Genomic DNA, 26584 nt, shown 5'->3' on the forward strand with positions numbered 1-26584 from the left:
TGAAGGTCACGTAGCGGAGGTGACGGGCGCGACGGATCGCCTCGGTCGATCAGCCGAGCGCGTGAACGCGTGCCTGAGCGGCCTGCGCGTGCCGGTTCTCGGGCACGTCGAGCCCGAGGTTGCCACGCAGGGTGCTGGACTCGTATTCGCGACGGAAGAGCCCGCGATCCTGCAGGAGGGGGATGACCTCGTCGGCGAAGCGGTGGAAGTCGCTCGGCAGGTTCTGCAGAAGGATGATGCCGTCGAGGCCGCCCTCGACGAGCCACTTTTCGAGGGTGTCGGCCACGGTCTCGGCGGTGCCGACGAACGGCGACGGCGGCGACGCCGTGAAGTGGATCACGGTCTGCCGCAGGGTCAGGCCGCTGGACGCCGCGTAGTCCTTGATGGTGCGCGAGCGGGTGCGGCCGCTGAGCTCGCCCAGGTCGCCGAGGTCGGGGAAGGGCGCGTCGTAGTCGTACCGGGTGAAGTCGTGCCAGCCGAACGAGCGGCTGAACGCGGCGACCTGGCGGTCGAACGGCTTTGCCGCATCGATGGCGCGCTCGCGCTCCCGAGCCTCCTCGACGGTGTCGCCGATGATCGGGTTGATGCCGGGCAGGATCAGGATGTCGTCGGCACGTCGACCGGCCGCGACCGCCCGTGTCTTGATGTCGGAGTAGAACGCTTTCGCCGCCTCGAGCGAGGGCGCGAAGGTGAAGATCGCCTCGGCCGTCTCCGCCCCGAGGTCACGGCCCTCCTCCGAGTTGCCGGCCTGGAAGATCACCGGTTGGCCCTGGCGCGAGCGCGTGATGTTCAGTGCGCCCTCGACGTCGAAGTACTGCCCGTGGTGGTCGACCTCGTGCAGCTTCGAGACGTCGACGAACTGCCCGGTCTCGCGGTCGTAGGGGAAGGCGTCGTCCTCGTAGGAGTCCCAGAGATCCTGCACGACTCCGACGATCTCGTGGGCGCGGCCGTAGCGCTCGGTGTAGTCGTAGTGCTGTCTGCGCCCGTAGTTGCCGGCCGTCCCCTCGTCCTGCGTCGTGACGACGTTCCAACCCGCTCGGCCGTGGCTGATGAGATCCAGGGAGGCGAAGCGCCTCGCGACGTTGAACGGCGAGTTGTACGACGACGACACCGTGCCGACCAGGCCGATGTGCGTCGTCACCATCGCCACCGCGCTCAGCAGCGTGAGCGGTTCGAGCCGGGCCAGATAGTGCGGCGGCGAATCGGGGGTGATGTAGGTGCTGTCGGCGATGAAGAAGAAGTCGAGCTTCGCGTCTTCGGCGATGTGCGCCCACTCGACGTACTTCTCGACGCGCAGCCCGGAGTCGGGTTCGAGCTCGGGGTCGGCCCACAGCGTGTACTGGCCGGGGCCGCCGACCCCGTGGTAGGCGGCACCGATGTGGAGCTGTTTCGTCATGGGCATCCCTCTTGCTCGCTTCCGAGAATCGCCGAGGTCGAGACTTCGGTCAAACGAAACGGTGCGGATTCGTCTCATCGCGTCATAAAGAGGCGTCGTCGCCGCCTCGAGCGAACGGCCGGTGGGCCGGGCCCACCCCGTACGATCGCGCTCATGACTTTCACCATCGAGGGTTTCAGTGCGTCGAAACGCGAGCGGCAGCTGGTGCTCCTCCGACTGATCCGTGAACGCGGCGGGCTCGAGGCGACGGAGGCCGCAAAGCACACCGGTGCGTCGCTCGAGACGATCCGCCGCGACATGCGCTCCCTCGAAGAGCAGGGGCTGATCCGCCGCGGCCACGGCGTCGCGCATCCGATCGAGAGCGGTTCGTACGAGACCGCACTGGCATTCCGGTCGACGAACAACGCCGACGAGAAGGCCCGGATCGCGACGCACGCCGTTGAGCACCTCGGCGACGCCCGCACGGTCTTCCTCGACGAGGGCTTCCAGACGCAGCTCGTCGCTGCGCGCCTGCCCGAGGGCGAGCCGCTGACGGTCGTCACGTCGTCCCTTCCCGTGGTCGACATCCTCGTGCCGCGCACCGACGTCCAGGTCATCCTGCTGGGCGGCCGGGTGCGCGCCAACACCCTCGGCGTCGTCGACCACTGGGCCGCCGACATGCTGCGCACCTTCAACATCGACCTGGCCTTCGTGGGCGCCAACGGAGTCTCGGTGGACTACGGCCTGAGCACCCCCGATCCTGCCGTCGCCGTCGTCAAGGCCGCCGCAGTGAAGGCCTCCCGGCGCCGCATCTTCGTCGGCGCGCACCACAAGTTCTCGTCGCGCACCTTCGTGCGGTTCGCCGAGGTCGACGACTTCGACCTGCTGATCACGGGCCGCGAACTGACCTCGTCCGCCGCGAACGCGGTCACCTCGGCGGGCGCCCACCTCGTGCGCGTCTGATCGCCTCGCGGTCACACGGCGGTCATTTCGAGGCACCCGGTCGGTCAATCCGGTCCTGACCGAGAGGCGTCGGGGCCACGGGCATCAGGATCACGGTGACCGCGGGCGGTCAGAATTCGTCGTGCCCCGCATGCCTCGGCCTTGCTCGGCGCGTGCCACCATGAATCGAGGTCGACGTCGATCCAGCCACAACGGCAGGTCGTCGACCGGTGAGGACCCGAATCGACATGACCGACACCGCCGCCATCGCACTCAACGAGGCCGACCTGGGCGAGATCCGAGTGCCCACTCCGTCGTACGACCGGAGCGCCGTCACGACCGGTATCGTGCACTTCGGCCTCGGCAACTTCCATCGCGCGCACCAGGCGATGTACGTCGACCACTTGATGAACGAGGGCAAGGCGCTCGACTGGGGCATCACCGGCATCGGCGTCATGCCGCGCGACGCCCAGATGCGCGACGTCCTGGCGGCGCAGGATCACCTCTACACGCTCGTGCTCAAGCACCCCGACGGCACCCTCGAGCCGCACGTGATCGGGTCGATCCACGATTTCCTCTACGCGCCCGACGACCCCGAGAAGGTCCTCGCCCTGATGGCTTCGCCGTCGACCAGGATCGTGTCGTTGACCGTCACCGAGGGTGGCTACAACATCGACCACGTCACGGGCAGGTTCGTGCTGAGCGCTCCTGCGATCGTCGCCGACCTGGCTGTCGGCGCCGCGCCCACGACGATGTTCGGCTTCGTCACCGAGGCCCTCCGCCGCCGCCGGACCGCCGGTGTCGCCCCGTTCACCGTGATGTCGTGCGACAACATCCAGGGCAACGGCGACACTGCGAATCAGACGATCACCGCGTTCGCCACGGCCAAGGACGCCGAGCTGGGCGCCTGGATCGAGGCCAACGTCGCCTTCCCCAACTCGATGGTCGACAGGATCACGCCGGTGACGTTCGACGCGGACCGCCAGATGGTGCACGACGAGTTCGGCATCGACGACGCGTGGCCCGTCGTGGCCGAGCCGTTCGAGCAGTGGGTGCTCGAAGACCACTTCACCCTGGGCCGCCCGCCGTATCAGGACGCCGGTGTGCAGGTCGTCGACGACGTCGTGCCGTACGAGCTCATGAAGCTGCGCCTGCTGAATGCATCGCACCAGGGGATGGCGTACTTCGGCATCCTGTCCGGGTTCACCTACGCGCACGAGGCGTCCACCGACCCCCTGATCGCGGAGCTGCTGCGCCGATACATGGACGAGGAGGCGACGCCGACCCTCGACCCGGTGCCCGGCATCGACCTCGACGACTACAAGGCGACCCTGATGGAGCGCTTCGGCAACCCCGCGATCCGCGACACCCTTGCGCGCTTGGCTGCGGAGTCCTCCGACAGGATCCCGAAGTGGCTGCTTCCCGTCGTCCGCAAGAACCTCGAGACCGGCGGCCCGCTCACCCTCTCGGCCGCGGTCGTCGCCTCCTGGGCCCGCTACGACGAGGCCGTCGACGAGAAGGGCGCGCCGATCGAGGTGGTCGACCAGCTGCGCGTCGAGCTGATGGAGGCCGCCTCGAAGAATCGCGACGACGACCTCGCCTTCCTCCGCAACCGCGAGGTCTTCGGCGACCTGGTCGACGAGCCGCGCTTCGTCGAGGCATATCGGCGGGCGCTCGCGACGCTCCACGGCGACAGTGCGCAGGCTGCGCTCGCCGAGGCGCTCGCCGTCGAATAGGGTCCGAGCCCCTCAGCGCAGCACGCCGATCGTCGAATCGTCCAGGCATTCCGTCGGTTCGACGATTCCGGCGCGCAGGTCCGCTTCCTACGATCGATACATGCTCAACGAAGAGTCGACTCTCGAATCGACACGCACAGCCGCCCCGATCCCCCTGGTGGCCAAGTACTTCATCGGCCTGCCCCGACCTCTCATCTTCGGCTACATCGCCGTGCTGCTCTTCCTGGTGGGCGACGGCGTCGAATCCAACTACCTCGCCCCCTTTCTGACCGGCCGCGGCCTCACAGTGACGACGACCGGGGCGATCATCTCGGTCTACGGCATCTTCGTGACCATCGGATCGTGGCTCTCCGGGGTCCTGTCGACGCGCTACGGGCCACGGCGCATCATGCGGGTGGGCGCCGTGATCTGGGTCGTCTTCGAGGTGCTCTTCCTCGCGGTCGCCATCCCGTCGCACCTGACCCCGCTGATCTTCGTCTTCTACGGGCTGCGTGGTCTCGGCTACCCGTTCTTCGCCTACTCGTTCCTGCTCTGGATCCAGCTGGCGGCCAAGCCCGAGAAGCAGGGTGTCGCCTCCGGCTGGTTCTGGTTCGCCTACACGGCGGGCATCCCGACGCTCGGGTCGGCGATCGCCGCCGTGACGATCCCGCTGATCGGCGCCTTCGGAACCCTCTGGCTGTCGCTCGTGATCGTGGCCATCGGCGGGGTGATCGGGTCGTTCGTCGTGCGCGAGCTGCACGGCAGACGCCCCATCGCCAGGATCGAGGAGGACGGCTCGGCCACGGCCATCGGCGAGCAGCTGCTCGCGGGCATCACGATCCTTCGCCGACGCCCTCGGCTCGCCGCCGCGGCCGTGGTCCGCATCATCAACAACGCGCCCATGTTCGGCTTCTTCGTCTTCCTGCCGGCGTTCTTCACCGACCGGGTCGGCTGGACGCAGTCGCAGTACCTCCTGCTCGTCACGATCATGGGTCTCGTCGGGCTCATCGTCGACCCTTTCATGGGCAGGTTCGCCGACACGTTCGGCTGGCGCCGTACCATCGCCTGGATCGGCGGGGTCGGCTGCGCTGTGATGGGCATGGGCATCTACTTCGTGCCGCCGCTCTTCCCGTCGGCCATCTGGGTGGGCTTCCTCTTCGGCGGCCTGTTCGGAGCCTTCCAGGCGGGGTTCATCCCGCTGACGGCCGTCATGACGTCGATGGCCGGCGAGAAGGAGAAGGGCAATGGTTTTGCGATCTACAGCCTCGCCGCGGGACTGTGCACCTTCATCGGCCCGGCACTCTTCACCGTGCTCGACCCGCTGGTGGGCACCACGGGCGTCGTGCTCGTGTATGCCGCCCTCTTCCTCCTGGCGACGGTGCTGACCCTGACTCTGCTGCGCGTGCCGCAGGATCCGGGCGAGAAGCGCCGTGTCGCCGCCCGTGCCGCCCTCGAGCCCGAAACGGCCCTCAGCCGGTAGTGCTGGCCTCGCCCCGCGGTCGCTGCCGGTAGTCGCGCGGGCTCTGCCCCTGCGTCCGCCGGAACAGCCGCGAGAAGTAGAGCGGGTCGGAGTACCCGAGCTCGGCCGCGACCTCGGTGACCGAGAGCGACGTCGTGTCGAGCAGGTGTCGGGCCCGCGCAATGCGGAGGCCGGTCTGGTAGGCCAGCACGCCGCCTCCTGTGGCCCGCTTGAAGAGCGCGCTCAGGTGCGATGGCGAGACGCCGACGAGCGAGGCGAGCTCGGGCACGCGCACGGCGGTCTCGAGCGTGTCGCGAAGGTAGGCGATCGCCCGTTCGACCGGCTCGCCCCTCTCGCGCAGGATCGCATCCGTGGCGACATGGGTGAGCAGGTTCCAGGCGGCCCCCGCTGCGCTCACGAGCCGGGCCGGCGACGTGTCGCGCTCGAGCTCGGCGAGGATGCTCTGCGCGAAGGGCACCACGCGCTCGGCGTCGCGGATCGCGAAGCCGTTGCCGCGCGACGAGACGACGGCCTCGATGAGCTCGGGGGCATCCGTGCCGCGCACGTGGCACCACCAGATCGTCCATGCGGACTCCTTCGACGAGCCGTATCGATGCGGCACGCCCGCGGGGATGACGAGGGCCGACGAGGCGCCGACACGCAGGTGCTCGTCGCCGATCTGCGCCCAACCCGACCCCGAGACGCAGACGATCACGATGTTCTCGTCGATCCCGCGTTCGCGCGTACGGGCGTGGTTCTCGGCCTCGGGGTAGTAGCCGGAGGCGGTGACCACCAGACGACGGGTGATGGGTAACCGCAGGGCGGCGTCGATCGTGGGCGGCGGGACGACCACCATCCGTTGGTGCTCGAAACCCTCTGCAATACTCACCGCCCCAGACTACCGCCGGAGAATCGTCCATGTTTGTCGTCCGTTTCGCCATTCTTGGCGCGTGGGGCGGCTTCTAGGTTTAGGCCCACGATCCCGTCCGGAATCGTCGTGACACAACGACTGTGGCCTCGGCTCGGTCAGGAAGAGGTCAAAGTGGATCTCACGAAAAAGCGGCTGCTGTCTGCCGTCGCACTCATCGGAGCCGTCGTGCTCCTCGCCACCGGGTGCGCCTCGGGTTCCTCCTCCGGAGGCTCGAGCAAGAAGAACATCACGGTCGGCGCCATCTACCTCGACACGCAGGGGTTCTACGGCGGCGTGCAGAAGGGCGCCCAGGAGGGCGCGAAGACGGCCGGCAAGAGCGTCAAGGTGCTCGAGTCGAACGCTCAGGACGATGCGTCCAAAGAGAGCACCTACGTCAACACGTTCGTGTCGGCGCAGGTCGACGCGCTTCTGCTGTCGGCGTCGTCCGAGACCGGCTCGGTCCCGGCCGTCCGGCAGGCGTCGCAGGCCGGGATCCCCGTCATCTGCTACAACACCTGCGTCACCTCGGCGGCCACGAAGAAGTACGTCTACTCGTACATCGTCGGCAACCCGGTGAAGTTCGGCCAGCTCCTCGGCAACGCCGCGGCCGATTACTTCGTCGCGAACAAGATCACCAAGCCGACCATCGGCGTGCTCAACTGCGAGTTCGTGCAGGTGTGCATCCAGCGCCGCCAGGGCTTCGAGGCCGCGCTCAAGGCCAAGGTGCCCGGCTACTCGATCGTCGCGAACCAGCAGGCGACCGACCCGACCAAGTCGATCGACACGGCCACCAACATCCTCACGGCCCACCCGAACCTGACCGCCTTCTTCGGCGAGTCGGGCGGGCCACGATCGGTGGCGTCAAGGCGGTGCAGAACACCGGGCACGTCGGCAAGACCGTCGTCTTCGGCGGCGACATGACGACCGACATCGCCAACGCCCTCGTCGACGGCAAGGTGCTGAAGGCCGAGGTCGACATCTCGGGCCTGTCGGTCGGCAAGCTGGCGATCGCGCAGGCGATCAAGGCCGTCGACGGCGTCAAGAAGCCGAGCAACCCCGACGTGCAGGCTCCGATCGTGCTCTACGACGGCTCGGCCGCCGGCAAGAAGTGGCTCGCGGCTCACCCTGACGGCACTCCGTGACCAACGCGCAGGCGGGCTCACTGACCACGGGCAGCGACGTCTCGACGACGGCGCTCGTCGCCGAAGTGGTCGGCGCCTCGAAGAGCTATCTCGCGGTGCGGGCCCTCACCCCGACGGACTTCTCTGTCCGCCCCGGTGAGGTGCGCGCCCTCCTCGGCAAGAACGGCGCCGGCAAGTCCACGATGATCCGCCTCCTGTCGGGCGCAGAGGTGCCCGACACCGGCGAGGTCAGGATCGACGGGGCCGTGCTCGGCTCCGGCGGCGTCGAGCAGGCCCGTCGTCTCGGCGTTCGCACGGTCTACCAGGAGCTGTCGCTGATCGGCTCGATGTCGATCGCCGAGAACATGTTCATGGGCCGTTGGCCCCGAACGCGGTTCGGTGTCGACTTCGCCCTGATGGACCGCGAGACGTCGAAGGCCCTCGCACGTCTGGGGCTCGACCTCGACCCGTCGACGGTCGTCGACGACCTCGGCATCGCCGACCAGCAGCTCGTCGAGATCGCCCGCGCCCTGCGCGAAGACCTGAAACTGCTGATCCTGGACGAGCCGACCAGCTCGCTGGCCTCGGGCGAGGTCGATCGGGTGCTCGACGTCGTCAAGCAGCTCTCCGGCGAGGGCGTGGCGGTCATCTACGTCAGCCACCGCCTGAACGAGATCCGCCGCATCGCGTCCAGCGCCTCGGTGATGCGCGACGGCGCCATCGTCGACACCCGGCCGCTGACGGATCTCACGACGGCCGACGTGGTCGAGATGATGCTGGGCGACGCGGTCTCCGAGTCGCCGCCCGTCGACACGGCTCCGCCCGGGGACGGCGCGGTGCTCGCGTCGATCCGAGGTCTCCGGATCGAGCCGAAGGTCAAGGGCATCGACCTCGATCTGCGGGCCGGGGAGGTCGTGGGCATCGCTGGCGTCCTCGGATCCGGGCGCACCGAGATCCTGCAGGCCATCGCCGGCATCACGGCCCCTCAGGCCGGCACGATCACGATCGATGGAACCGACATCGCCGGTGCCGGGATCGCCCGCGCTCTGAAGGCGGGGGTCGGCCTGACGCCCGAGAACCGCAAGGAGGACGGCATCTTCCCTCAGCTCGGGATCGACGAGAACATCGTCGTCTCCGACTGGCGGTCGGTGAGCCGCGCCGGGATCCTCTCGATGGCCGGCATCGGCCGATCGGCCGAGAAGCAGATCGCCCGGATGTCGATCAAGACCGCCTCGGTGCACTCCGACATCTCGACGCTGAGCGGCGGCAACCAGCAGAAGGCCGTCATCGGCCGATGGCTCCACGCCGACAGCCGCATCCTGCTGCTCGACGAGCCCACGCGAGGCGTCGACGTCGAAGCCAAGGCGCAGATCTACGCCCTCGTACGAGAGCTCGCCGCGGCCGGCCGCAGCATCGTCTTCGTCTCGAGCGAGATCGAAGAGCTGCCGGCGGTCTGCGACCGCGTCGTCATCCTCCGAGGAGGCGAGATCGTCCAGGAGGTCACCGCCCCCGGCATCTCGTCCGACTCCCTGCTAGCAGCCGCAATGGCGGAACACTGAGCCCCGGCTCGGTCGGAAGGAACACACCATGGACACCTCACTCAGCACCACCCAGTCGCGGCCGCCCGGTGGCGGGCGCTCCCGCTCGCTCTCGCTCAGCCCCCAGGTCCTCAACATCGTCGGCCTCGTCGTCGCGATCGTCATCCTGTGCATCGTCCTGTCGATCACGGCGCCGCACTTCGGCAGCGTCCGCAACTTCTACAGCATCCTGCAGTCGGCGGCCGACGTCGGCATCATCGCCTGGGCAGGCACCCTCGTCATCGTCGCGGGCGAGATCGACATCAGCGTCGGCCCCGCTGTGGCCTTCTGGTCGGTCATGCTGGCCGAGATGGCTGGCCCCTGGCACCTCGGTCTCGGTGTCGCGCTCGTCGTGACGCTCGTCGGCGGCGGCCTGGTCGGCGCGTTCGCCGGTTGGCTCCGTGCCCACTTCGGTGTTCCGTCCTTCGTCGTGACCCTCGGCCTCTGGCTGGCGCTACGGGGCCAGGCGGAGTTCTTGACGAACGCCCTGCCCGTGCCGATCGCCGACAACAGGTTCATGGACTTCATCGGCGGCGCGCTGCCCGGCGGCTTCCCCGTCAGCGCCGTGATCATGTTCGTCCTGTTCGCGCTCTACCTCTTCATCTCGCGCCGCACCAGCTTCGGCCGGTCGGTCTTCGCCGTCGGTGGCAACGCCAAGGCCGCGATGCTCAGCGGCATCAAGGTCGCCCGGGTGCGCGTGCTCGTCTTCGTGGGCACCGGCCTCCTGTCGGCCGTCGTCGGCATCATCACGGCCGGGCGTCTGACCGGTGGCAACGCGACTGCCGCGGACGGTCTCGAGTTCGACGTCATCGCGGCCGTCGTGGTCGGTGGGACGTCGCTGGCGGGTGGTCGCGGCTCGATGCTGGGCACCCTCCTCGGCGTCTTCTTCATCGCGATCATCGGCAACGGCCTGATCCTGCTCGGCGTGAACCCGTTCTTCCAGAACGTCGTCAGCGGCATCGTGATCGTCGGCGCCGTTCTGATCAACCTCGTGCTGTCGAGGCGCGGGGCGAGAGACGCGACGTGACACGCGCCATTCACACTTTCGTCCAGGTTTGTCGGCGGAACAGCGATTCCGCCCGGCTCCGCCCCTATCTACGGTTAGACAATGCTCACTGAAGAGTCGAAGATCGACCTCCCTCCCGTCCCTGCCGACCAGGCCGAGCTGCCTGTCGCGTGCTGGTCCGAGCCCCTCGTGATCGACACCTACGAGCCCGGCGCGCCGGACGAATACCCGCAGTTCCTCGACACCCGCGTCTACCAGGGCTCGTCGGGCAAGGTATTCCCCCTCCCGTTCCACGAGCGCATCGAGCCTGAGAAGGCCCCGCACGCGTGGGAGGCCGTGCACCTCGAGAACCGCTGGATGCGCGTCGTCATCCTGCCCGAGCTCGGCGGCCGGATCCATGTCGCGTACGACAAGACCGTCGGCTACGACATCTTCTATCGCAACAACGTGATCAAGCCGGCCCTCGTCGGCCTCACGGGGCCGTGGATCGCCGGAGGGGTCGAGTTCAACTGGCCGCAGCACCACCGCCCGGCGACCTACCTGCCGACCGACGTGACGATCGAGCGCGAGGCCGACGGCAGCGTCACGGTCTGGTGCTCTGACCACGACCCGTTCGCCCGGATGAAGGGCATGCACGGCATCCGCCTCCGGCCGGGCTCGTCGGCGATCGAGGCTCGCGTGCGTCTGTTCAATCGCTCTGAAGAGCGTCAGACCTTCCTGTGGTGGGCCAACGTCGCGGCAGCCGTGGGCGACCACTATCAGTCGTTCTTCCCGACCGACGTGCACCACGTGGCCGACCACGCCAAGAGGGCCGTCGTGACGTTCCCGGCCGTGTCAGGCGACTACTACGGCGTCGACTACCCGGCGCGGGTCGATGAGCAGCACCCGGATGCCGACCGGATCGACTGGTACGGCAACATCCCCGTTCCGACCTCGTACATGGTGACCGACACCGACGACGCGTTCTTCGGCGGCTACGACCACTCGCGTCGAGCCGGCTTCGTGCACTGGGCCGATCGGGGGATCGCGCCCGGCAAGAAGCAGTGGACGTGGGGCAACGCCCCGTTCGGCCACGCCTGGGACGCCAACCTCACCGACACGGACGGCCCTTACGTCGAGCTCATGGCCGGCGTCTTCACCGACAACCAGCCCGACTTCTCCTTCCTCGAGCCGGGCGAGACGAAGACCTTCAGCCAGTTCTGGTATCCGATCTCCGAGATCGGGCCGGCCCTCCAGGCCACGCGCGAGGCGGCCGTCCGCATCGAGGCCATCGACATAAACACGGTGCGCATCGGCGTCTCCACCTCGATCGTCGCCGACGGCGCCCGTGTCGTCCTGACCGAAGGGGGCGGCAGGATCCTGCACTCGTCGGCCCACGACATCGCCCCGGGTTCGCCCGCGATCGTCGACGTCGTCGTGCCGGAGGGCGTCAGCGCCCGCGATCTCGTGGTGCGCGTCGAGCACGGCCCGAGCGTGCTCGTCGAGCACGCCTGGCACGAGCGGGGCGACGACGCCGCACCTGCCAGCGCCGTCGCGCCTCCGAGCCCGGCCGCGGTCGCGACCGTCGAAGAGCTGCATTTCGTCGCCACGTATCTGCAGCAGTACCGGCACGCGACCCGGTCGCCGAGGCCCTATTGGCAGGAAGCCCTGCGACGGGATCCGGGCGACGTGCGCTCGAACGTCGCGCTCGGCATCCTGCTCTACGGTGAGGCACGCTACGAGAAGGCGATTGCGTTCTTCGAGACTGCGATCGAGCGCGAAACCGCCTGGGCTCCCAACCCCGAGTCGGGCCGAGCCCACTATCGCCTCGGCCTCGCACTCCGCCGGGTCGGCCGCGTTCGCGAGGCACGCCGCGCCTTCGAGAAGGCCACCTGGAACGCGGCGACCGCCGTGCCCGCGCACCTCGCTCTGGCCCGCGACCTCGCTGGGGCCGAGCCTCTCGTCGCCCTCGACCATGCTCGTCAGGCCCTCCGGCAGGATGTCGAGAACCTTCAGGTGCGCGACGTCCTGACCGTGCTCTTGCGTCGGCTCGAACGCGCGGACCAGGCGAGCGACGTGCTCGAGGAGACTCTCCGCATCGACCCTCTCGACCAGTGGGCCCGGCATCTCGCGGGTCTTGCGGTGACCGACGACGCGACGATCCTGATCGACGTCGCGCTCGAGTACGCCTCCGTCGGCGACGACACGACGGCCGACGAGCTCTTCGGTCTCGCGCAGGCGGCGGCGAGTCGACGCCCTCTCGGACAGGTCAATGTGGGCCCGCTCGCCGCCTTCCATCGGGCGGCGGCGGCGCTCGGCCGCGGAGACCTCGATGCCGCTGGGAAGGCCGTCGCCGAGGCGGCGTCCCTGGATACCGTGCACGCCCTGCCGAGTCGCCTCGACGACGTCGATGCGCTCGTCGCCGTCGCCGAATTCGACCCGACGATCGCCGTCGCGCACGCCATGCTCGGCAGCTGGTACTACGACCGGGGCCGGGTGGCGGCGGCGATCGACTCCTGGGCTCGTGGCCTTGCGACTGCACCGGTACCGGCCCTCCAGGCCCTCTTGCACCGCAACCTCGGCGTCGCCGCGTACAACGACACGCACGACTCCTCCGCGGCCCTCGAGCACTTCGCCGCGGCGCGATCCGCGCGGCCAGACGACGCCCGGCTGCTCTACGAGTCGGACCAGCTCGCGGCACGGACGGAAGAAAAGGCCGCGGATCGACTTGCGCGCCTCGAAGCCGACCCCGAGCTCGTGCGCGCCCGAGACGACCTCTCGGTCGAACGCGCGCGCCTCCTCACCGAGGTGGGCCGCCCGATCGAGGCTCGCGACGTGCTGCACGCTCGTCGGTTCCAGCCCTGGGAGGGCGGCGAGGGCATCGTGCTCGGCGCCTGGGACGCCGCGGCTCTCGGCATCGCCCGCGACGCACTGGCGGCCGGCGACTCGGCGACGGCCGTCGACGCGCTCGAACGCACGATGGTGCTGCCTGAGAGCCTGGGCGAGGCGCGCCACCCGCTGGCGACCACCGCCGACCTCCACGTTGCGCTGGGTGACGCCTACGCAGCCGCAGGACGCGACGGCGATGCCCGCCAGGCATGGGAGACTGCGGCCAGGGCCCGAGGAGACTTCACCGACATGGCCACCGCCGCGTTCACCGAGCGCAGCGCCTGGTCGATCGTGGCCCTGCAGAGGCTCGGGCGGGCGGGCGAAGCCGCGGCCGAGCTCGACGCGTTCGAGCGGTTCATCGACGAGGAGGCTGTCCGACCGGCCGAGATCGACTACTTCGCGACCTCGCTGCCGACCATGCTGCTCTTCCACGACGACCCGGAGGTCGAACGCAACGCCCGCGTGGCGCGCCTTCGAGGACTCCGCACGAGCCTGGCCGAGCACCTGACCTCGCGGCGGCCCGACGCCCTCGCCGACTGACAGACCCGATCGACAGACCCGATCGACGGACCCGATCGACGGACCCGATCGACGGACCCGATCGACGGACCCGATCGACAGACAAGAAAGAGACGTTATGACCACCATGCACGGAGTGTTCCTTCCCGGTGACGACACCGCAGTGATCAAGGAGTACCCGCTCCCCGAGCCGGGCCCGGGCCAGGTGCTCGTCCAGGTGGGCGCATCCGGCATCTGCGGAAGCGACCTCGGCCTGATCTACCACGGTTACAAGACCCACCGCGGCCTCAACGGCGCCCCCGCCTACAAGGGTGTCGTGGCCGGCCACGAGCCCAGCGGGCGAATCGTCAAGGCGGGCCCCGGGCTCGTCCGGTTCGGTGTCGGCGACGACGTGATCGTGTATCACATCCAGGGCTGCGGGCGCTGCCGCAACTGCCGGTCCGGCTACTTCATCAGCTGCACCGACCAGACCCACAAGGCCTCCTACGGCTGGCAGCGCGACGGCGGCCACGCCGAGTACGTGCTCGTCGACGAGTCGACCTGCATCCCCCTGCCGGGCGGCCTCAGCTTCGTCGACGGCGCGCTCATCGCGTGCGGCTTCGGCACGGCCTACGAGGGCCTCAAGCGCACCAACCTGCACGGCGGCGAAGACCTGCTGGTCGTCGGGCTCGGCCCGGTCGGGCTGGCCGCTGCGATGCTCGGCCGCCTCCTCGGCGCCCGCCGCGTCATCGGCGTCGAGCGCAGCCCCGAGCGCATCGAGTTCGTGAAGTCCACCGGCCTGGTCGACGACGTCGTGTTGGCGGACGATTCGGCGGTCGACAACATCCTGGCGCTGACCGACGGCGTCGGCTGCCAGGTGACGGTCGACTGCTCCGGGTCGACACCCGGCCGCTCGACCGCGGTCGACGCGGTCGCCGAGTGGGGCCGCGTCGGGTTCATCGGCGAGGGCGGCCAGCTCGAGACCGAGGTCTCCGACTCGCTGCTGCACAAGCAGGTCACGCTGACCGCGTCGTGGGTCACCTCGCTGCAGGGCATGGAGGACGTTTCGAAGCTGATCGCGGACGCCCACCTCAGCCCCGAGATCGTCGTGTCGCATCGCCTGTCGCTGCTCGACGCCGACGAGGCCTACAAGATCGCCGCTGCCGGGGCGACCGGCAAGGTCGTGCTGATCCCCGCCGGGGCCCCCGTGCGAGACGAGGAGTGACGGCTCCCGTCGTCGACACGCGCGGGGCGGACGAGCTGCCGCTGACGGTCGTCACGACCGATCGGCTGCGGCTCGTCTTCGCCCCGACGCGTGGCGCGCGCCTTCTCTCTTTGCAGGTCGACGGCCTCGAGCTCCTCTGGCAGAACCCCGCGCTCGTCACACCGTCGCTCGAGCCGGCGATCGCCGTCGACACCTGGCCCCGGGGCGACGGCGCCATGTCGACGTGGGCGAATGTCGGCGGCTCGAAGACGTGGCCCGCCCCGCAGGGCTGGGGCGGCGAGGGCGAGTGGGCCGGCCCGCCCGATCAGGTGCTCGACTCCGGCGCGTGGAGCCTTACGGCCTCGGCCGAGGGCGACTCGGCTGTCGTCACCATGACGAGCCCCGACGACCCGCGCAGCGGCCTGCGCATCTCGCGACGATTCACGATCCCGTCGGGCGGCCTGTCCTTCCGGCAGGAGACGGCGTTCACGAACGTCGTCGCCCGCCCGGTCCGCTGGTCGATCTGGGAGGTCTGCCAGGTCGACACGAGCGCAGGATCCGGTCGCCCCGTCACCGAAGCGGCCGTCGTCGTCCCCGTCGCAGGTGGTGGTCGCCTCCTGGACCTCGGCACCTGGTACGGCAGTGTCGACGCTACGACCGACAGTGCCGCCGACACCCGCGCCGACGGCGGCGCCGTGCGGCTGCCCGTCGGGACGGCCGTCGCCAAGCGCGGCTTCGCCGACGTCCCGGGCACCGTGTCGTACACGGGCCCGGACGGGGCGGGAATCTCGCTGCATCAGGCGCCGGTCGCCGGTGCGACCTACCCCGACGGCGGGGCTCAGGTCGAGGTGTGGCTGCAGACCCCGACGCCGGGGCCGATCGCCGAGCTGGGCGACCTGCATCCTGCCGCCGATCTCGTTGAGCTCGAACTGCTCGGGCCCCTCGTCACGCTCATGCCGGGGGAGTCGACAGCCGTCGCCATCGGCTGGACGGTCTCGGCCGCCTCGGCCTCTGAAGGCGACGCTCTCGACGAGCTCTGACGGTCAGCCCGCCATCGACAGGACGTCGCCGACGAGCTGGCGGGCGTACTCCGGGTCGAGCTCGAGCGCGAAGATCACGCGGTAGTAGAGCGGCGCGATGATGTGATCGAGTATCTGCTGCGCCGTCGGCGACTTCTCGCCGCGTTCGTCGGCGCGGCTCGCCATCAAAGAGGCTTGCTCTCGCCTGGTGTCCGTCACCGCGCAGCTCGTGACGATGTCGATGCGCGCCGCCACCATCGCCCGCAGAAACCGGGCTCGCTGCGGGCGAGCGATGTCGCGGGCGATGGCGATCGCCCAGTCGGTCAGGTCGCCCTCGAGCGACCCGGTGTCGGGCACCGCCTCGCTTTCGCGCGTGAGGGCGGCGACGGCGACCTCTTCGAGGAGGTCGGTGACGTCGCCCCAGCGTCGGTAGAGCGTCGTGGGGTTGACGCCGGCGCGCTCGGCGATGACGGGGAAGGTGATCTTGTCGGCCCCCTCGCCCACGAGCTCGCCGACCGACGTGTAGACGGCGGTGAGCACGCGACTGCTTCGCCCACCGGGGCGGCTGACGACGGGATGAAGGGACATGACCCCATTATCGCAAATTGATTTGCTTTATGCCGCGATCTCACTACTGTCATTAAAGCAAAATTAATTGCTTTATAACGGAGGTCCTCGTGTTGTCTCGCCCAGTCTCATTCGTCGTCGCCGGGGCCGCCGGCGCCGCGACGCTGACGGCCGCATCGGCGCCGTCGCCTCTCTACCCCGTCTATCAGCGCCTGTGGGGCTTCTCCGCCTTCACCCTGACGGTCGTCTTCGCCGTCTACGTGGCCGCGCTGCTCGTCGCCCTGCTGACCGCCGGCTCGCTCTCCGATCGCGTGGGCCGCCGCCCCGTCGCCTCCGGCGCCCTGATCCTCCTCGCCGTGGGAATGCTGCTCTTCGTGGTCGCCGACGGCGCCGGCGGCCTGATCGCGGCCCGCATCGTGCAGGGCTTCGCTGTCGGTGCCGCCACGGGCACGATCACCGCGATGATCCTCGAGGCGGGGCCGAGCCCGAGACTCGCGTCGATCGTCAGCAGCGCGGTGCCGTCGCTCGGCATCGCGGTCGGTGCGGTGCTCGCCGGAGCCCTCGTCGAGTACGCGCCGCTGCCCCGCCAGCTGGTCTTCTGGGTGCTGGGGGTCGTCTATCTGGTGATCGCCGGCCTCGTGTGGCTCGTTCCTGACAGCAGAGGCCCCGACGACAGAGACCCCGACGGCGCCTGCCCCGTCGCCCCGCGCCAGTCGATCGCGCGCTCGCTGCTGCCGAGCGCCGGGCTGCCCCCGGCGGTGCGCCCCGTCTTCTTCGCCCTCGTGCCCTCGATCGCCGCGACCTGGGCGCTCGCCGGGCTGTACCTGTCGCTCGGGTCATCGGTGGTCGGCAGCGTGCTCGGCGTGCACAGCCACTTCGTCGTGGGTCTCGTCCTCGGGGCGTTCTTCGCCGCGGGCACGGCCGGCACAGTCGTCTCGGCGGCCCTGCCCGAGCGGCTGCGCGAGTGGTTCGGGTACGTGACCCTCTTCGTGGGCGTCGTCGTCACCATCGCCGCGACGCTGACGAGCGCTCTGCCGATCTACGTGATCGGGTCGGCGATCGCGGGCCTGGGCTTCGGCGCCGCGTTCCGGTTCGCGGTGAACGCCCTGGGTGGGGCTGCGCCGACCGAGCAGCGCGGGCAGGTCTTCGCGACCATGTACATCGTCAGCTACGTCGCGTTCAGCGTGCCGGCTCTCGCAGCCGGTCTCGCCGTCGAGCGATTCGGGCTCGAGCCGACCGCCGTCGTCTACGGCGCCTTCGAAGTCGCCCTGGTGCTGGTCGCCACCGGGGCTCGCCTCGTCGAACTCAGGCCGTCCGCGCCTCGCCTGGCATGACGTCTTCGCGGTCGAAGGCGGACGCGAGCCAGCCGCCGAACTGCGCGGCGCTGATGCCCGCGGCGGCGAACAGCTCGTGGGTGAGGATGCCCTGGTCGTCGGCCGCGCCGCGGAGGCGGACGGTGGCGGTTGTCGTGGTGGTCATGAGCCTCTTCTTTCGAGATCAGTGACGGACGGGTAGCTGCAGGTACGAGGCGCGCGCCCCGCCGGTGTGGACGATGTGGCGGCCGGCGTTGGCGCCGGTGTACTCGCGGATGCCGGGCATCATCGTGCCGAGCAGGTTGCGCGACGAGACGACGAAGCGCAGCTGCTCGCCGGCGTGAAAACGCAGCCCGAGGGGCAGGAGGTCGATCTCGACCTCGGCGACCTGGCCGGGCACGAGCTTCTCCGAGCGGTCGAAGGTGTGGGCGGGGACGTCGTCGGTCGACAGGGTCTGGTCGAGATGCCTCAGGGAGACCCGGATCCTGCCGTCCGAGCCCTTGTACCGCAGAATCGAGGCGCCGTGGTCGGTGATGTCGTGGGCGACCGCGCTCTGGTTGGGGGTGGTGAACGCCTGCAGCGGGGTGCCGTGGGCGTCGAGCTTCTGCACCAGCACGAAGAGGTCGAGGTCGTCGGCGCCGTCGGCCTCGACGAACAGGTGCGCCTTCGGGTAGCCGACGAGCACGGTCTCGTCGTCGAAGCGGGCGAGGAACGAGACGGCATCGGGGTTGGCGTCGACGGTGTAACCGGCCGTGGCGTCGTCGGTCGGCGCGTCGAGGGCGAGGGTGCGCGTGCGGGCGTCGAGGTAGAACTTCGTCGACACGACGCCGGCGGGCGGGAACGCATCGGCGGGGATGCCCGTCTCGTCGCCGCCCTCGAGGTCGAGCAGCGAGTAGCGGACGCGCGGCGTCGTCTCCCAGCCGTTGTCGACACCGAGCAGAAAGCGGTCGAAGAAGCGGCGGAGATCGTCGCGGTTGGCCTCGTCGTAGTAGTCGGGCCACTCCTGGCTGTTGTGGACGCGTAGCCACTTGTCGGCCGAGGCGATGCGGCGCCAGCCGCGGAAGGTGCCTGCGGTGTGCAGCGTGTTCGAATAGCTGGCGACGACGTAGGCCGGCACGGTGATGTTCTCGAGCGCCGGGATCTTGTCGGCCCACAGCTCGTCGACGAGCGGGTGCACGTCGGCCTCGGCCAGGATGTCCTCTTTACGGTTCCTGCCGAAGAAGCTGTTGTCGCGCAACTGCCGGGCGAACCCGGTGTCGGGCATCCCGCCGCGCATCACGAGGTCGCGGTAGGTGTCGCTGATGCCCTCCCACGGGTTGATCGCAGCGAGGTGCGGCGGGCGCTCGGCCGCGGCGAACCACTGGGTCGCGGCGAGGTACGAGGTGCCGCTCATCGCGACCTTGCCCGTGCACCAGCTCTGCTCGGCGAGCCACTCGACGATGTCGTAGGCGTCGCGGCCGTCCTGGCGGTCCCAGAGCACGCTGTCGCCGTCGGAGTCGACGACGCCGCGGATGTCGGGGTTGCAGATCGCATAGCCGCGGGCGCACCAGTACGCGGGGTCGGGGCCCTCGAACTTCTCGAGGCCCGAGACCCGTGCGTTGTCGAGCCCCACCATCCCGAAGATGCCCATCACGCTCGCCGAGGTGCCCTGGCCCTTGCCGTACGGGCTGTAGGCCATGATCACGGGGACGGGCTCGGTGCCGACCGGGCGGAACACATCGACGTGCACTGTCACGCCGTCGCGCAGCTGCACGGCGACGTCTTTCTCGAAGACGATGTCGACGGGCAGGGAGGCGAACTGCGGGGCGATCCTGGAGCCCTTCTCGAGCGTGCGGGTGCCTGGCTCGAACGCGGTCAGCAGCCCTGTCCGGTCCGTCGGCAGCGGTGCGGACGGCATGTAGATCTTCTGGTCGTCACCCATGGTGATCCCCTTTCGGTTCGGTGGTTCTCGGGTCTCGTGAGCGGCCCGGGGGCGACACTACGTCCGATCCGCCAAGAACTCAACAGTCGTTGAGAAAATACTCTCGCAGGGGTATCCTCAAGACGTGGGTGACGACAAGACGGCAGGATCAGCACGGAGGCGCGGCCGCCGCCCCGGCAACGGCAGCACCCGCGACGTCGTGCTCTCGGCCGCCCGCGCGCGCTTCGCCGCAGACGGGTTCGCGGGCACGACCATCCGCGCGGTGGCCGCCGACGCCGGGGTCGACGGGTCGCAGGTCATCCAGTTCTTCGGGTCGAAAGAGCGGCTGTTCGCGGCGGTCATGGCCGTGCCGGCCTCCGCCCTCGAACGCTTCGATCGGGCCTTCGACGGCCCCGACGAGCAGATCGGCGAGCGCGTCGTCCGGGCCTTCCTCGATGCGTGGGAGGGCCTCCCCGACGAGTCCGAGCCGCTCATGGCGACCCTCCGCGGCGCGGTCGTCAACGAGCGTGCCAGCGAGGCGCTGAGCGAGTTCATCCAGTCGCGGCTGTTGGCCGAGTCGCGGGTGCAGGGCGACGAGAGCGCCGCCCTCCGAGCGGGACTTGCGAGCGCGATGCTCGTCGGCGTCATCACCAGCCGCAGGATCATCGGTGTCCCCGCCATCGTCCGGGCCGACCCCGATCAGCTCGTGGGGGTCTTGGCGCCCGCGATCCAGGCGGTTCTCGCCCCCGCCGGGCTCTAGCCGGACGGGTGCACTTCCCGTTCCGCCACGAGTGCACATCTTGTTCCGCAACTAGTGCACTTCCTGTTCCGCGGATCTAGACTGGGCGCGTGACGACGACCCAGCAGTACGCGACCGCGCACGGCATCTCCGCGCGCCGTGCGCGGGCACTCGCCGAGAGTGGCGCCGTCCCTGCGCATCGGTCCGGCAGAGTCTGGGTGATCGACTCGACCGACCGCCCCGCGCGCACCGCTGCGCCCCGGCCGATGGGAGCACCCATGCGGCGTCAGCTCATCGAGGCGTTGCGCAACCAGAGCCTCGTCGGCCTGACCGGGCCCGACCGCCTGCGCGTGGCGCGTCATCTCCGGCAGCTGAGAGACTCCGACAACCCGGCCGATCTTCTGCGCGCCTGGTTCCGCGGCGAGGTGCCCAGTGGCTGGTCACCGGGCGAGCTCATCGTGCGGCAGGCGCAGGAAGGTCTCGACGACCGGGTCTCGGCGCTCGTCAACAAGAGTCGACGCAAGTTCACGTCGAGCTCCGGGCGGCTCGCTCGTGTGGTGTCGGACGAGCGTGCGATCCAGGGGCTGAGTGTCGCCGAGCTCGCCCGTCGCGCCGAGGTGAGCGTCGACGTCATCTCGGCGCTCGAGCGCGCCCGGCCCGGGGTTCGCGTCGGCGAGACGCGGCGTATCCTTCGCGCTCTCGACGTGACGCCCCTCGCGTTGCCGCCGGTCACGGTGGGCCACGGCTCATGACGACTCTGTCGGCCTGGCTCGAAGGTGCCTACGTGGGGGAGTTCGTCGACGATCCCGCGAGTCGAGTCGTCTCGTTCGAGTACGACTCGGCCGCCCCGCCGACGCCCATCTCGCTGTCGCTGCCCCGTGTCGGCGGGGCTGCCACAAGCGCGGCCGGTCGCTTCCTCGGCAATCTTCTGCCCGACCGTGAGGCTGCGCGCGAGTGGATGCGAAGCGTGACCGACGCTCGATCCACCGACACGTTCGACCTCCTCGCCGCGGTCGGTGGCGATGTCGCCGGAGGGTTGGTGCTGCTGCCTTCGGGTCAGTCGGCCAGCGATGTCGAGGGCCGCCTCGACCCCGCCGACGACGATGCGATCGCGTTCCGCATCCGTTCGCTGCATCGCGATCCCGACCACTGGTACGAGAGATCGGAGCCAGCACGCTTCTCGCTGGCCGGGTCGCAACCGAAATTCGCCCTGGCCGGCGTCGCTGGCGACTGGTATTGGTCCAATGCGGCCGTGCCGTCGACGCACATCGTCAAACCGGCGGCCCCGGTCAACCGTGGGGCCGAGGTCGCCGAAGTCGCAGCCATGCGGCTGGCCGCTGCCATCGGAATCGCCGCGCCCCGGGCCGACGTCCTCGATGTCCTGGGTCAACAGGCGTACATCGTCGAGCGGTTCGACCGAGTCGTCGAGGCGGACGCGATTGCTCGTCGAATCCATGTCGAGGATCTTGCGCAGGCGCTCGGCCGCGACAGCGACACCAAGTACGGCGTCACGGCCAAGCAGGTCATCGAGCTGCTGCTTCGACACGACGCCGGTCTGGCCTCCGGATACGAGTCCGTGCGACAGCTGGCCTTCAACACCGCTATCGGCAACTCTGACGCGCACGCCAAGAACTACTCCGTTCTTCTGCGCCCCGACGGGCTCACTCTCGCACCTCTCTACGACTCCCTGCCGACGCGCCTGTGGCCCGGCTACGACGAGAAGCTGGCCATGCGCGTCAGCGGAGCGGCCTATCCGCAGGCGGTGACGCTCGATCACTGGGTGAAACTCGCCAAGAAGTCCGGTCTGGACCGCGACCGGGTCGCTGACGACGTGAAAAAGATCTACTCCGGCGTGGCCGAGCGGGCCGACTCCGCGTGGGAGGGGCTTGCCGCTGATCAGGCCGAGCTCATGCGTCGGCTCATCCGGCAGCAGACCGAGAAGGTCGTCGGTAGCTGAGGCCGGTGCCGCCCGCTGCCCCGCTGCCGCCCGGGTCAGGGCACGCGGACGAAGCGGGTGGCGGGGCGCGCCCGGTGCGTGAAGCCGAGGTGCTCGTAGAGCCGGATCGCCGGGGTGTTACCTCCGGCGGCGTGGAGCATCGGCAGGTCGCCCCGCTGGCGGATGCCGTGGACGACGTCGAGGACGAGGCGTGTGGCGAGCCCTCGACCGCGGTGCTCGTCATCGGTGCAGACGGCGCTGATCTCGGTCCAGCCCGGCGGATGCAGGCGCTCGCCGGCGAGAGCGATCAGCCGGCCGCCGTCGCGGAAGCCGACGTACCGCCCGAGTTCGATCGTGCGGGCGAGGTAGGGACCCGGCTTCGCGCGCTCGACCAGGTCGAGGATCTCGGGGACGTCGTCGGGCGTGAGCGCGACGGCCTCCGGATCCTGCCGCCCTTCGACCGCCTCGCCCGTGAGCTGCACGCCCGAGAACCCCTCCAGCTCCACCCAGCCCTCGGGAAGCTCTGCCGCCGCGCTCACCCCGAGGTGAGCACCCGAGCCCAGCAGCGCTGCCGCGTCGTGCCAGTCGGCGGCGGTCGGCTCGTCGGGGAAGCCCGCCCAGGGCGAGACGTCGGCCTGGTACCGCACGACCTCGCCGCGCCGTTCGGCGAAGCGGGCGTGGTGGCCGCCCAGCGACGCCAGCGCCGGGTTGTCGAGCACGCGAGTCGACGTGCCGTCGGCCGCGAGGGTGAGATCGCGGAGGTAGACGGCGTCGCCCCGGGATGCGTCTCGCCGGAAGCCGAGCTCGGTGAGCAGACGGCGCAGGCCGTCCGGTGATCCTGCCGTCTCGACGACGACACCCGCGGCATAGCGGGCACGCGCCCGGTCGACAGTGGTCTCGATCAGAGCGCGGGTGGCGTCCGGCCCGAGAGCGGTGATGTCGGGAGCCGTGATTTCGACGTCGCCGGGTGTCGTCAGAGTTGCGGTGCTCATGACCTCAGTGTCGGCGATCCGTCGGCGCCGCTGGTGAATGTTGCCTTCGAAGACGCGTGCCCGGCCTCGTGACCTCGCGTGACCGCCGGCGACGCCGTGTTGCTGCGACTGCGCCGAGCCGAGGCCGCCGGTGCCTAGGCTCGTGAGGGTCGACCGGGGCACCCCGGGCGCAGGTGAGGAGACGGCATGACCGCGAGCGGACCAGGCACATCCACCCTCGAGGACGAGACGCTGCGGTTCTCGCAAGAGCTCATCCGCATCCCGACCGAGAACACCGGCGACCGGGCGACGATCGGCGACGGAGAGGCCCGGGCGGCCCGACTCGTGCAGCAGTATCTCGACGAGGTCGGCCTCGAGACGCACTACGTCGAGCCTGTGCCCGGCCGCGGCAGCGTCGTCGCGCGGCTGGCGGGCGCCGACCCGACGCGCGGGGCCCTCGTGCTGCACGCGCACCTCGACGTCGTCCCGGCCGAGGCTGTCGACTGGAGCCACCCGCCGTTCGCCGCCGAGATCCACGACGGCCTGCTCTACGGGCGCGGCGCTCTCGACCTCAAGACCTATGCGGCGGTGCTGCTCGCGACCGCGCGCCACCTGGTGCGCGAAGCGATCGTGCCCGCACGCGACCTCGTCTTCGCCTTCTTCGCCGACGAGGAGGCCGGCGGTGTCGACGGGGCCCAGTGGCTCGTCGCCCGGCGCCCCGAGCTCTTCGCCGGCGCGACCGAGGCGCTGGGCGAGGTGGGAGGCTTCTCGTTCCGTATCGGCGGTGCGAACGCGTACCTCGTCGCGACCGCCGAGAAGGGCAGCAACGGCGCCTGGATCACGGCGCGCGGTGAGGCGAGCCACGCGTCCCGCCCGACGCCGGGCAACACGGTCGCGCGGGTCGCCTCCGCCGTCCACCGGATCGCGAGCCACGAGTTCGCGGTCACTCCGACGTCGGCCACCGAGAGCTTCGCCGCCTCGGTGTCGCTCCTCCTCGAGACCGCTGTCACGGCGTCGTCGCTGCCGGAGGTGCTCGACCGCCTCGGTGGCGCGCGACCCCTCATCGAGCCGTCGCTGCGCACCACGGCCTCGCCGACCCGGCTCGAGGCCGGCTACAAGTCGAACGTGATCCCGGCCCGGGCGCGGGCCTACATCGACGTTCGCACGCTGCCCGGGTACGACGAGTCGGCTCGCGCCGAGATCGCGGCGCTCGGTGGCGCGGACGTCGACGTCGAGTGGCTCCCGTCGCCCGGGCCGGTCGAAGCGCGACCCGACTCGCCCCTGCTCGACGTGCTCGCCGAGGCGACGCGATCCGAGGATCCGGACGCAGTCGTCATCCCGTACCTTCTGCCGGCAAGCACCGACCACAAGAACCTCGCCCGCCTCGGCATCCACGGCTACGGGTTCGTGCCCTTCCGCACCGCGACACCCGACTTCGACGCGTTCGGCCTCTTCCACGCCGTCGACGAGCGCATCCCGCTCGACGCGCTGTTCTTCGCGGCGCGGGTCACCGCCCGGATCGCGGAGCGTGCCTGACTCTGCGACTGCTGGTCAGCGCGAGGCGCGGGCGACGAGCGCGAGCGTGGCAGGGGCGTCGTGGCCGGCCCAGGTTCCGGTGAGCACCTCGCGCTCCGCCGCGGCGGCGTCGACGGCCTGCGCGAGTGCCGACGCGGCGGCGCCGGGCACCCGGGCGAGAGCGACTGTCAATGGACCGGCACTCGTGACGCTGACGTCGCCGTCGTCACGCGTCTTCATCGACGACACGGCGGGCACGTCGACAGGCAGTGCGGACGGCGACCCGCTGCCGGCGACGACCGCGGAGGGCTCGCGCACCTCGCGGTCGCCGTCGACCTCGTAGAACTCCTCGGCCTGCGGGCCGCCGGCGAGCGCCGCGGTGGCGAGTGCCGCGAGATAGGCGGGGTCGCCGAGGCCGTCGTAAACGTACCGGGTGCCGAGCACGGAGTGCTCCAGGGTGCCGAGCAGCCACGCCTCGCCGCCGTCGAGAGCGGTGTCGCGGTAGGTCAGCGGCACCTGCAGCACGGGGCCGGCGCCGGCTGTGACGAAGAGCGTCTCGAGGCCGACGCGCCCGTCCGGGTCGTCGAAACGGAAGGCCGCGACCTTGACGAATGCGGCGTCGGCGTCGCCGCGGAACCACGGCCGTGCCTTCGCCCACGTGTCGATCACAGCGGTCTTCGACGGGGTCAGCACAGACTTGTGAAGGAGGGCCATGCGTCGATCGTAGGGGGTGCCGCGGCTCAGGCCGATGCGGCCCGGCGCAGGCCGCTGCCGCTGATCAGCGCGCAGACGAGGCAGAGCGCGGCAACGACGCCCAGCACGAGCCCATAGCCGGTCAGCGGGGCGAGGGCCGCCAGGATCATCGGCAGGAAGAACCCGGCGTAGCTCACCGAGTAGAACACGGCCGTCACCCCCGCCAGGTCGTCGCCCGAGGCCATCGACTGCACGGTGGAGAGCCCGGCGACCATGCACAGGCCATAGCCGACGCCGAAGAGGGGGGCCGCGATCAGCACGGCCGTCACCGCCGACCGGTCGGCGGCGATGATCAGCACGGCGGCGGCCACGGCGCAGAAGATCACGCCGACGGCCCCGAGCGGCCGCGCAGCAGCCGGTCGATGGCGGCCGAGCTCAGCTGCACGGCCGTGCCGACGCCCAGGGTCAGGACGGTCACGAGCGTGGCGAACGCGACGACGAGTCCACCGACACGGGTCGCGACGAGGCTCGGGCCCACAGCGTACGAGAGAGCCGAGGCGCCGAAGATCCACGGGGCCATCGGGAGGATGACGCGCACGAAGCGGCGACCGGATCCTGCCGGCACCTTCAGGTCGCCGATCAGCGACGTCACGGATCGGTCGGGCAGTCGCGTCTCGATGGACCGGGCCAGCACGGCCAGGGCGACGAGGCTGGCGGCGATCTGCACGGCGAAGGGCAGCAGCGTCGGCAGAGGAGCCCACTGCGCCAGCACGCCCGAGACCCCGGCGCCGCCGCCGAAGCCGATCGAGAGCGCGACGGACGCTCGGCGCGCGCCGCTCGGCCCACGGCCCTCGGCCACCGACAGCTCTTTGACCCAGCTGCTGCCGACGACCATCGCCACCGCGACACTGAGCCCGCTCAAGAACCGCCCGATGCACATGCCGACGAGGTGATCGCTGAACAGCGCCAGGATCACGCTCGCGACGATCCCGATCGTCACGCCGACGAACATGATGGGCTTCCGGCCCCAGCGATCCGACCACGTGCCCGCGAGCAGGAAGCCGGGCACGATGCCGACGACGTAGACGGCGAGCGAGAGGTCGACCTGCACCTGGTCGTAGCCGTCGATGCGGCGGTACATCAGCATCAGCGGGATGAAGTGGTTGCCTCCCCAGGCGAGCACCGTCATGGCGGGTGCGACGCGGAGCCATGCTCTGGTCTCGCCGCTGACGCCCACGCTTTATCTTGACACGCGC

Annotated in this window: 24 protein-coding genes; 15 read left to right on the forward strand and 9 right to left on the reverse strand. The window is 70.0% G+C overall.

The features are described from left to right. Nucleotides 1-49: 49 nt before the first annotated feature. Nucleotides 50-1396: an LLM class flavin-dependent oxidoreductase gene (locus tag AX769_RS08460; RefSeq protein WP_066283347.1), complete on the reverse strand. Its 1347-nt coding sequence runs from the start codon at nucleotides 1394-1396 to the stop codon at nucleotides 50-52. 153 nt (nucleotides 1397-1549) lie between these two features. Between AX769_RS08460 and AX769_RS08465 the strand changes: the two genes are divergently transcribed. From AX769_RS08465 to AX769_RS08475, 3 genes are all read left to right on the forward strand, one after another. Beyond that, entirely contained in the window at nucleotides 1550-2338 is a 789-nt protein-coding gene (locus AX769_RS08465; protein WP_066278148.1) for a DeoR/GlpR family DNA-binding transcription regulator, read from the forward strand. Nucleotides 2339-2565: 227 nt separating this feature from the next. Further along, nucleotides 2566-4053 (forward strand): mannitol dehydrogenase family protein, encoded by a 1488-nt coding sequence (locus tag AX769_RS08470; protein WP_066278153.1) that lies wholly within the window; start codon nucleotides 2566-2568, stop codon nucleotides 4051-4053. Between the two features lie 100 nt (nucleotides 4054-4153). Beyond that, on the forward strand, nucleotides 4154-5512 hold the full coding sequence (locus tag AX769_RS08475) for an MFS transporter (protein ID WP_066278155.1): 1359 nt from the start codon (nucleotides 4154-4156) through the stop codon (nucleotides 5510-5512). Here AX769_RS08475 and AX769_RS08480 read toward each other — a convergent pair. Further along, nucleotides 5502-6380 carry an AraC family transcriptional regulator gene (locus AX769_RS08480; RefSeq protein ID WP_157887525.1) on the reverse strand — a complete coding sequence of 293 codons (879 nt, stop codon included), beginning with the start codon at nucleotides 6378-6380 and terminating at the stop codon, nucleotides 5502-5504. The two genes, AX769_RS08475 and AX769_RS08480, sit on opposite strands and share 11 nt — an antisense overlap. A 153-nt stretch (nucleotides 6381-6533) precedes the next feature. Between AX769_RS08480 and AX769_RS08485 the strand changes: the two genes are divergently transcribed. The 7 genes from AX769_RS08485 to AX769_RS08510 all read left to right on the forward strand — a co-directional run bounded on the left by AX769_RS08485 (nucleotide 6534) and on the right by AX769_RS08510 (nucleotide 15715). After that, nucleotides 6534-7322, forward strand: coding sequence for a substrate-binding domain-containing protein (locus tag AX769_RS08485; RefSeq protein WP_204249346.1), 789 nt, complete (start codon nucleotides 6534-6536; stop codon nucleotides 7320-7322). Next, nucleotides 7271-7543: a hypothetical protein gene (locus AX769_RS24685; protein WP_204249347.1), complete on the forward strand. Its 273-nt coding sequence runs from the start codon at nucleotides 7271-7273 to the stop codon at nucleotides 7541-7543. The genes AX769_RS08485 and AX769_RS24685 overlap by 52 nt, the downstream gene beginning before the upstream one ends. Continuing rightward, the gene (locus tag AX769_RS08490; RefSeq protein WP_204249348.1) at nucleotides 7540-9081 is read left to right on the forward strand and encodes a sugar ABC transporter ATP-binding protein; all 1542 of its coding nucleotides are present in this window, start codon (nucleotides 7540-7542) and stop codon (nucleotides 9079-9081) included. The genes AX769_RS24685 and AX769_RS08490 overlap by 4 nt, the downstream gene beginning before the upstream one ends. A 28-nt stretch (nucleotides 9082-9109) precedes the next feature. Continuing rightward, entirely contained in the window at nucleotides 9110-10126 is a 1017-nt protein-coding gene (locus AX769_RS08495; protein ID WP_066278160.1) for an ABC transporter permease, read from the forward strand. 81 nt (nucleotides 10127-10207) lie between these two features. Further along, a complete protein-coding gene (locus tag AX769_RS08500) occupies nucleotides 10208-13513 on the forward strand; it encodes a DUF5107 domain-containing protein (protein ID WP_066278165.1) in 3306 nt (1101 codons plus the stop codon). 97 nt (nucleotides 13514-13610) lie between these two features. Beyond that, nucleotides 13611-14696 (forward strand): zinc-binding dehydrogenase, encoded by a 1086-nt coding sequence (locus tag AX769_RS08505; RefSeq protein ID WP_066278167.1) that lies wholly within the window; start codon nucleotides 13611-13613, stop codon nucleotides 14694-14696. Continuing rightward, entirely contained in the window at nucleotides 14693-15715 is a 1023-nt protein-coding gene (locus AX769_RS08510) for a hypothetical protein (protein WP_066278173.1), read from the forward strand. Before AX769_RS08505 ends, AX769_RS08510 begins: the two co-directional genes overlap by 4 nt. A gap of 3 nt (nucleotides 15716-15718) precedes the next feature. On the opposite strand, the gene AX769_RS08515 is transcribed toward AX769_RS08510, so the two are convergent. Further along, a complete protein-coding gene (locus AX769_RS08515) occupies nucleotides 15719-16282 on the reverse strand; it encodes a TetR/AcrR family transcriptional regulator (protein ID WP_066278174.1) in 564 nt (187 codons plus the stop codon). Between the two features lie 89 nt (nucleotides 16283-16371). Here AX769_RS08515 and AX769_RS08520 point away from each other — a divergent pair, with 89 nt between their 5' ends. Then, nucleotides 16372-17595, forward strand: coding sequence for an MFS transporter (locus AX769_RS08520; RefSeq protein ID WP_066278176.1), 1224 nt, complete (start codon nucleotides 16372-16374; stop codon nucleotides 17593-17595). Here the strand turns inward: AX769_RS08520 and AX769_RS23850 are convergent. Both AX769_RS23850 and AX769_RS08525 read right to left on the reverse strand, forming a co-directional pair. Next, nucleotides 17567-17740, reverse strand: coding sequence for a hypothetical protein (locus AX769_RS23850; RefSeq protein ID WP_157887526.1), 174 nt, complete (start codon nucleotides 17738-17740; stop codon nucleotides 17567-17569). The two genes, AX769_RS08520 and AX769_RS23850, sit on opposite strands and share 29 nt — an antisense overlap. A gap of 18 nt (nucleotides 17741-17758) precedes the next feature. Beyond that, a complete protein-coding gene (locus AX769_RS08525; RefSeq protein WP_066278179.1) occupies nucleotides 17759-19495 on the reverse strand; it encodes a CocE/NonD family hydrolase in 1737 nt (578 codons plus the stop codon). A gap of 124 nt (nucleotides 19496-19619) precedes the next feature. Between AX769_RS08525 and AX769_RS08530 the strand changes: the two genes are divergently transcribed. From AX769_RS08530 to AX769_RS08540, 3 genes are all read left to right on the forward strand, one after another. Continuing rightward, nucleotides 19620-20234 (forward strand): TetR family transcriptional regulator, encoded by a 615-nt coding sequence (locus AX769_RS08530; RefSeq protein ID WP_066278180.1) that lies wholly within the window; start codon nucleotides 19620-19622, stop codon nucleotides 20232-20234. 89 nt (nucleotides 20235-20323) lie between these two features. Continuing rightward, complete coding sequence (locus AX769_RS08535) at nucleotides 20324-20965, forward strand: helix-turn-helix transcriptional regulator (RefSeq protein WP_066278182.1); 642 nt, start codon at nucleotides 20324-20326, stop codon at nucleotides 20963-20965. Next, complete coding sequence (locus AX769_RS08540) at nucleotides 20962-22170, forward strand: HipA domain-containing protein (protein ID WP_066278185.1); 1209 nt, start codon at nucleotides 20962-20964, stop codon at nucleotides 22168-22170. The genes AX769_RS08535 and AX769_RS08540 overlap by 4 nt, the downstream gene beginning before the upstream one ends. A gap of 35 nt (nucleotides 22171-22205) precedes the next feature. On the opposite strand, the gene AX769_RS08545 is transcribed toward AX769_RS08540, so the two are convergent. Continuing rightward, nucleotides 22206-23141 carry a GNAT family N-acetyltransferase gene (locus tag AX769_RS08545; protein WP_082764038.1) on the reverse strand — a complete coding sequence of 312 codons (936 nt, stop codon included), beginning with the start codon at nucleotides 23139-23141 and terminating at the stop codon, nucleotides 22206-22208. A 186-nt stretch (nucleotides 23142-23327) separates the two neighbouring features. Between AX769_RS08545 and AX769_RS08550 the strand changes: the two genes are divergently transcribed. Further along, nucleotides 23328-24656, forward strand: coding sequence for a M20/M25/M40 family metallo-hydrolase (locus tag AX769_RS08550; protein ID WP_066278188.1), 1329 nt, complete (start codon nucleotides 23328-23330; stop codon nucleotides 24654-24656). A 15-nt stretch (nucleotides 24657-24671) separates the two neighbouring features. Here AX769_RS08550 and AX769_RS08555 read toward each other — a convergent pair whose 3' ends face one another. Genes AX769_RS08555 through AX769_RS08565 form a run of 3 tightly spaced genes read right to left on the reverse strand, consistent with a single transcriptional unit; the run spans nucleotide 24672 to nucleotide 26565 of the window. Continuing rightward, the gene (locus AX769_RS08555) at nucleotides 24672-25349 is read right to left on the reverse strand and encodes a hypothetical protein (RefSeq protein ID WP_066278191.1); all 678 of its coding nucleotides are present in this window, start codon (nucleotides 25347-25349) and stop codon (nucleotides 24672-24674) included. A 26-nt stretch (nucleotides 25350-25375) separates the two neighbouring features. Then, the gene (locus tag AX769_RS08560; protein ID WP_162269014.1) at nucleotides 25376-25699 is read right to left on the reverse strand and encodes a hypothetical protein; all 324 of its coding nucleotides are present in this window, start codon (nucleotides 25697-25699) and stop codon (nucleotides 25376-25378) included. Between the two features lie 11 nt (nucleotides 25700-25710). Continuing rightward, nucleotides 25711-26565, reverse strand: coding sequence for an MFS transporter (locus AX769_RS08565; protein ID WP_066278195.1), 855 nt, complete (start codon nucleotides 26563-26565; stop codon nucleotides 25711-25713). Nucleotides 26566-26584 lie beyond the last annotated feature (19 nt).

The organism is Frondihabitans sp. PAMC 28766 (genome assembly GCF_001577365.1).
Lineage (GTDB): Bacteria > Actinomycetota > Actinomycetes > Actinomycetales > Microbacteriaceae > Frondihabitans.

Coding starts and splice junctions, on each gene's coding strand:
- AX769_RS08460 (WP_066283347.1), bottom strand. CDS start 1,396: ATGACGAAACAGCTCCACATCGGTGCCGCCTACCACGGGGTCGGCGGC.
- AX769_RS08465 (WP_066278148.1), top strand. CDS start 1,550: ATGACTTTCACCATCGAGGGTTTCAGTGCGTCGAAACGCGAGCGGCAG.
- AX769_RS08470 (WP_066278153.1), top strand. CDS start 2,566: ATGACCGACACCGCCGCCATCGCACTCAACGAGGCCGACCTGGGCGAG.
- AX769_RS08475 (WP_066278155.1), top strand. CDS start 4,154: ATGCTCAACGAAGAGTCGACTCTCGAATCGACACGCACAGCCGCCCCG.
- AX769_RS08495 (WP_066278160.1), top strand. CDS start 9,110: ATGGACACCTCACTCAGCACCACCCAGTCGCGGCCGCCCGGTGGCGGG.
- AX769_RS08500 (WP_066278165.1), top strand. CDS start 10,208: ATGCTCACTGAAGAGTCGAAGATCGACCTCCCTCCCGTCCCTGCCGAC.
- AX769_RS08505 (WP_066278167.1), top strand. CDS start 13,611: ATGACCACCATGCACGGAGTGTTCCTTCCCGGTGACGACACCGCAGTG.
- AX769_RS08515 (WP_066278174.1), bottom strand. CDS start 16,282: ATGTCCCTTCATCCCGTCGTCAGCCGCCCCGGTGGGCGAAGCAGTCGC.
- AX769_RS23850 (WP_157887526.1), bottom strand. CDS start 17,740: ATGACCACCACGACAACCGCCACCGTCCGCCTCCGCGGCGCGGCCGAC.
- AX769_RS08525 (WP_066278179.1), bottom strand. CDS start 19,495: ATGGGTGACGACCAGAAGATCTACATGCCGTCCGCACCGCTGCCGACG.
- AX769_RS08540 (WP_066278185.1), top strand. CDS start 20,962: ATGACGACTCTGTCGGCCTGGCTCGAAGGTGCCTACGTGGGGGAGTTC.
- AX769_RS08545 (WP_082764038.1), bottom strand. CDS start 23,141: ATGAGCACCGCAACTCTGACGACACCCGGCGACGTCGAAATCACGGCT.
- AX769_RS08550 (WP_066278188.1), top strand. CDS start 23,328: ATGACCGCGAGCGGACCAGGCACATCCACCCTCGAGGACGAGACGCTG.
- AX769_RS08555 (WP_066278191.1), bottom strand. CDS start 25,349: ATGGCCCTCCTTCACAAGTCTGTGCTGACCCCGTCGAAGACCGCTGTG.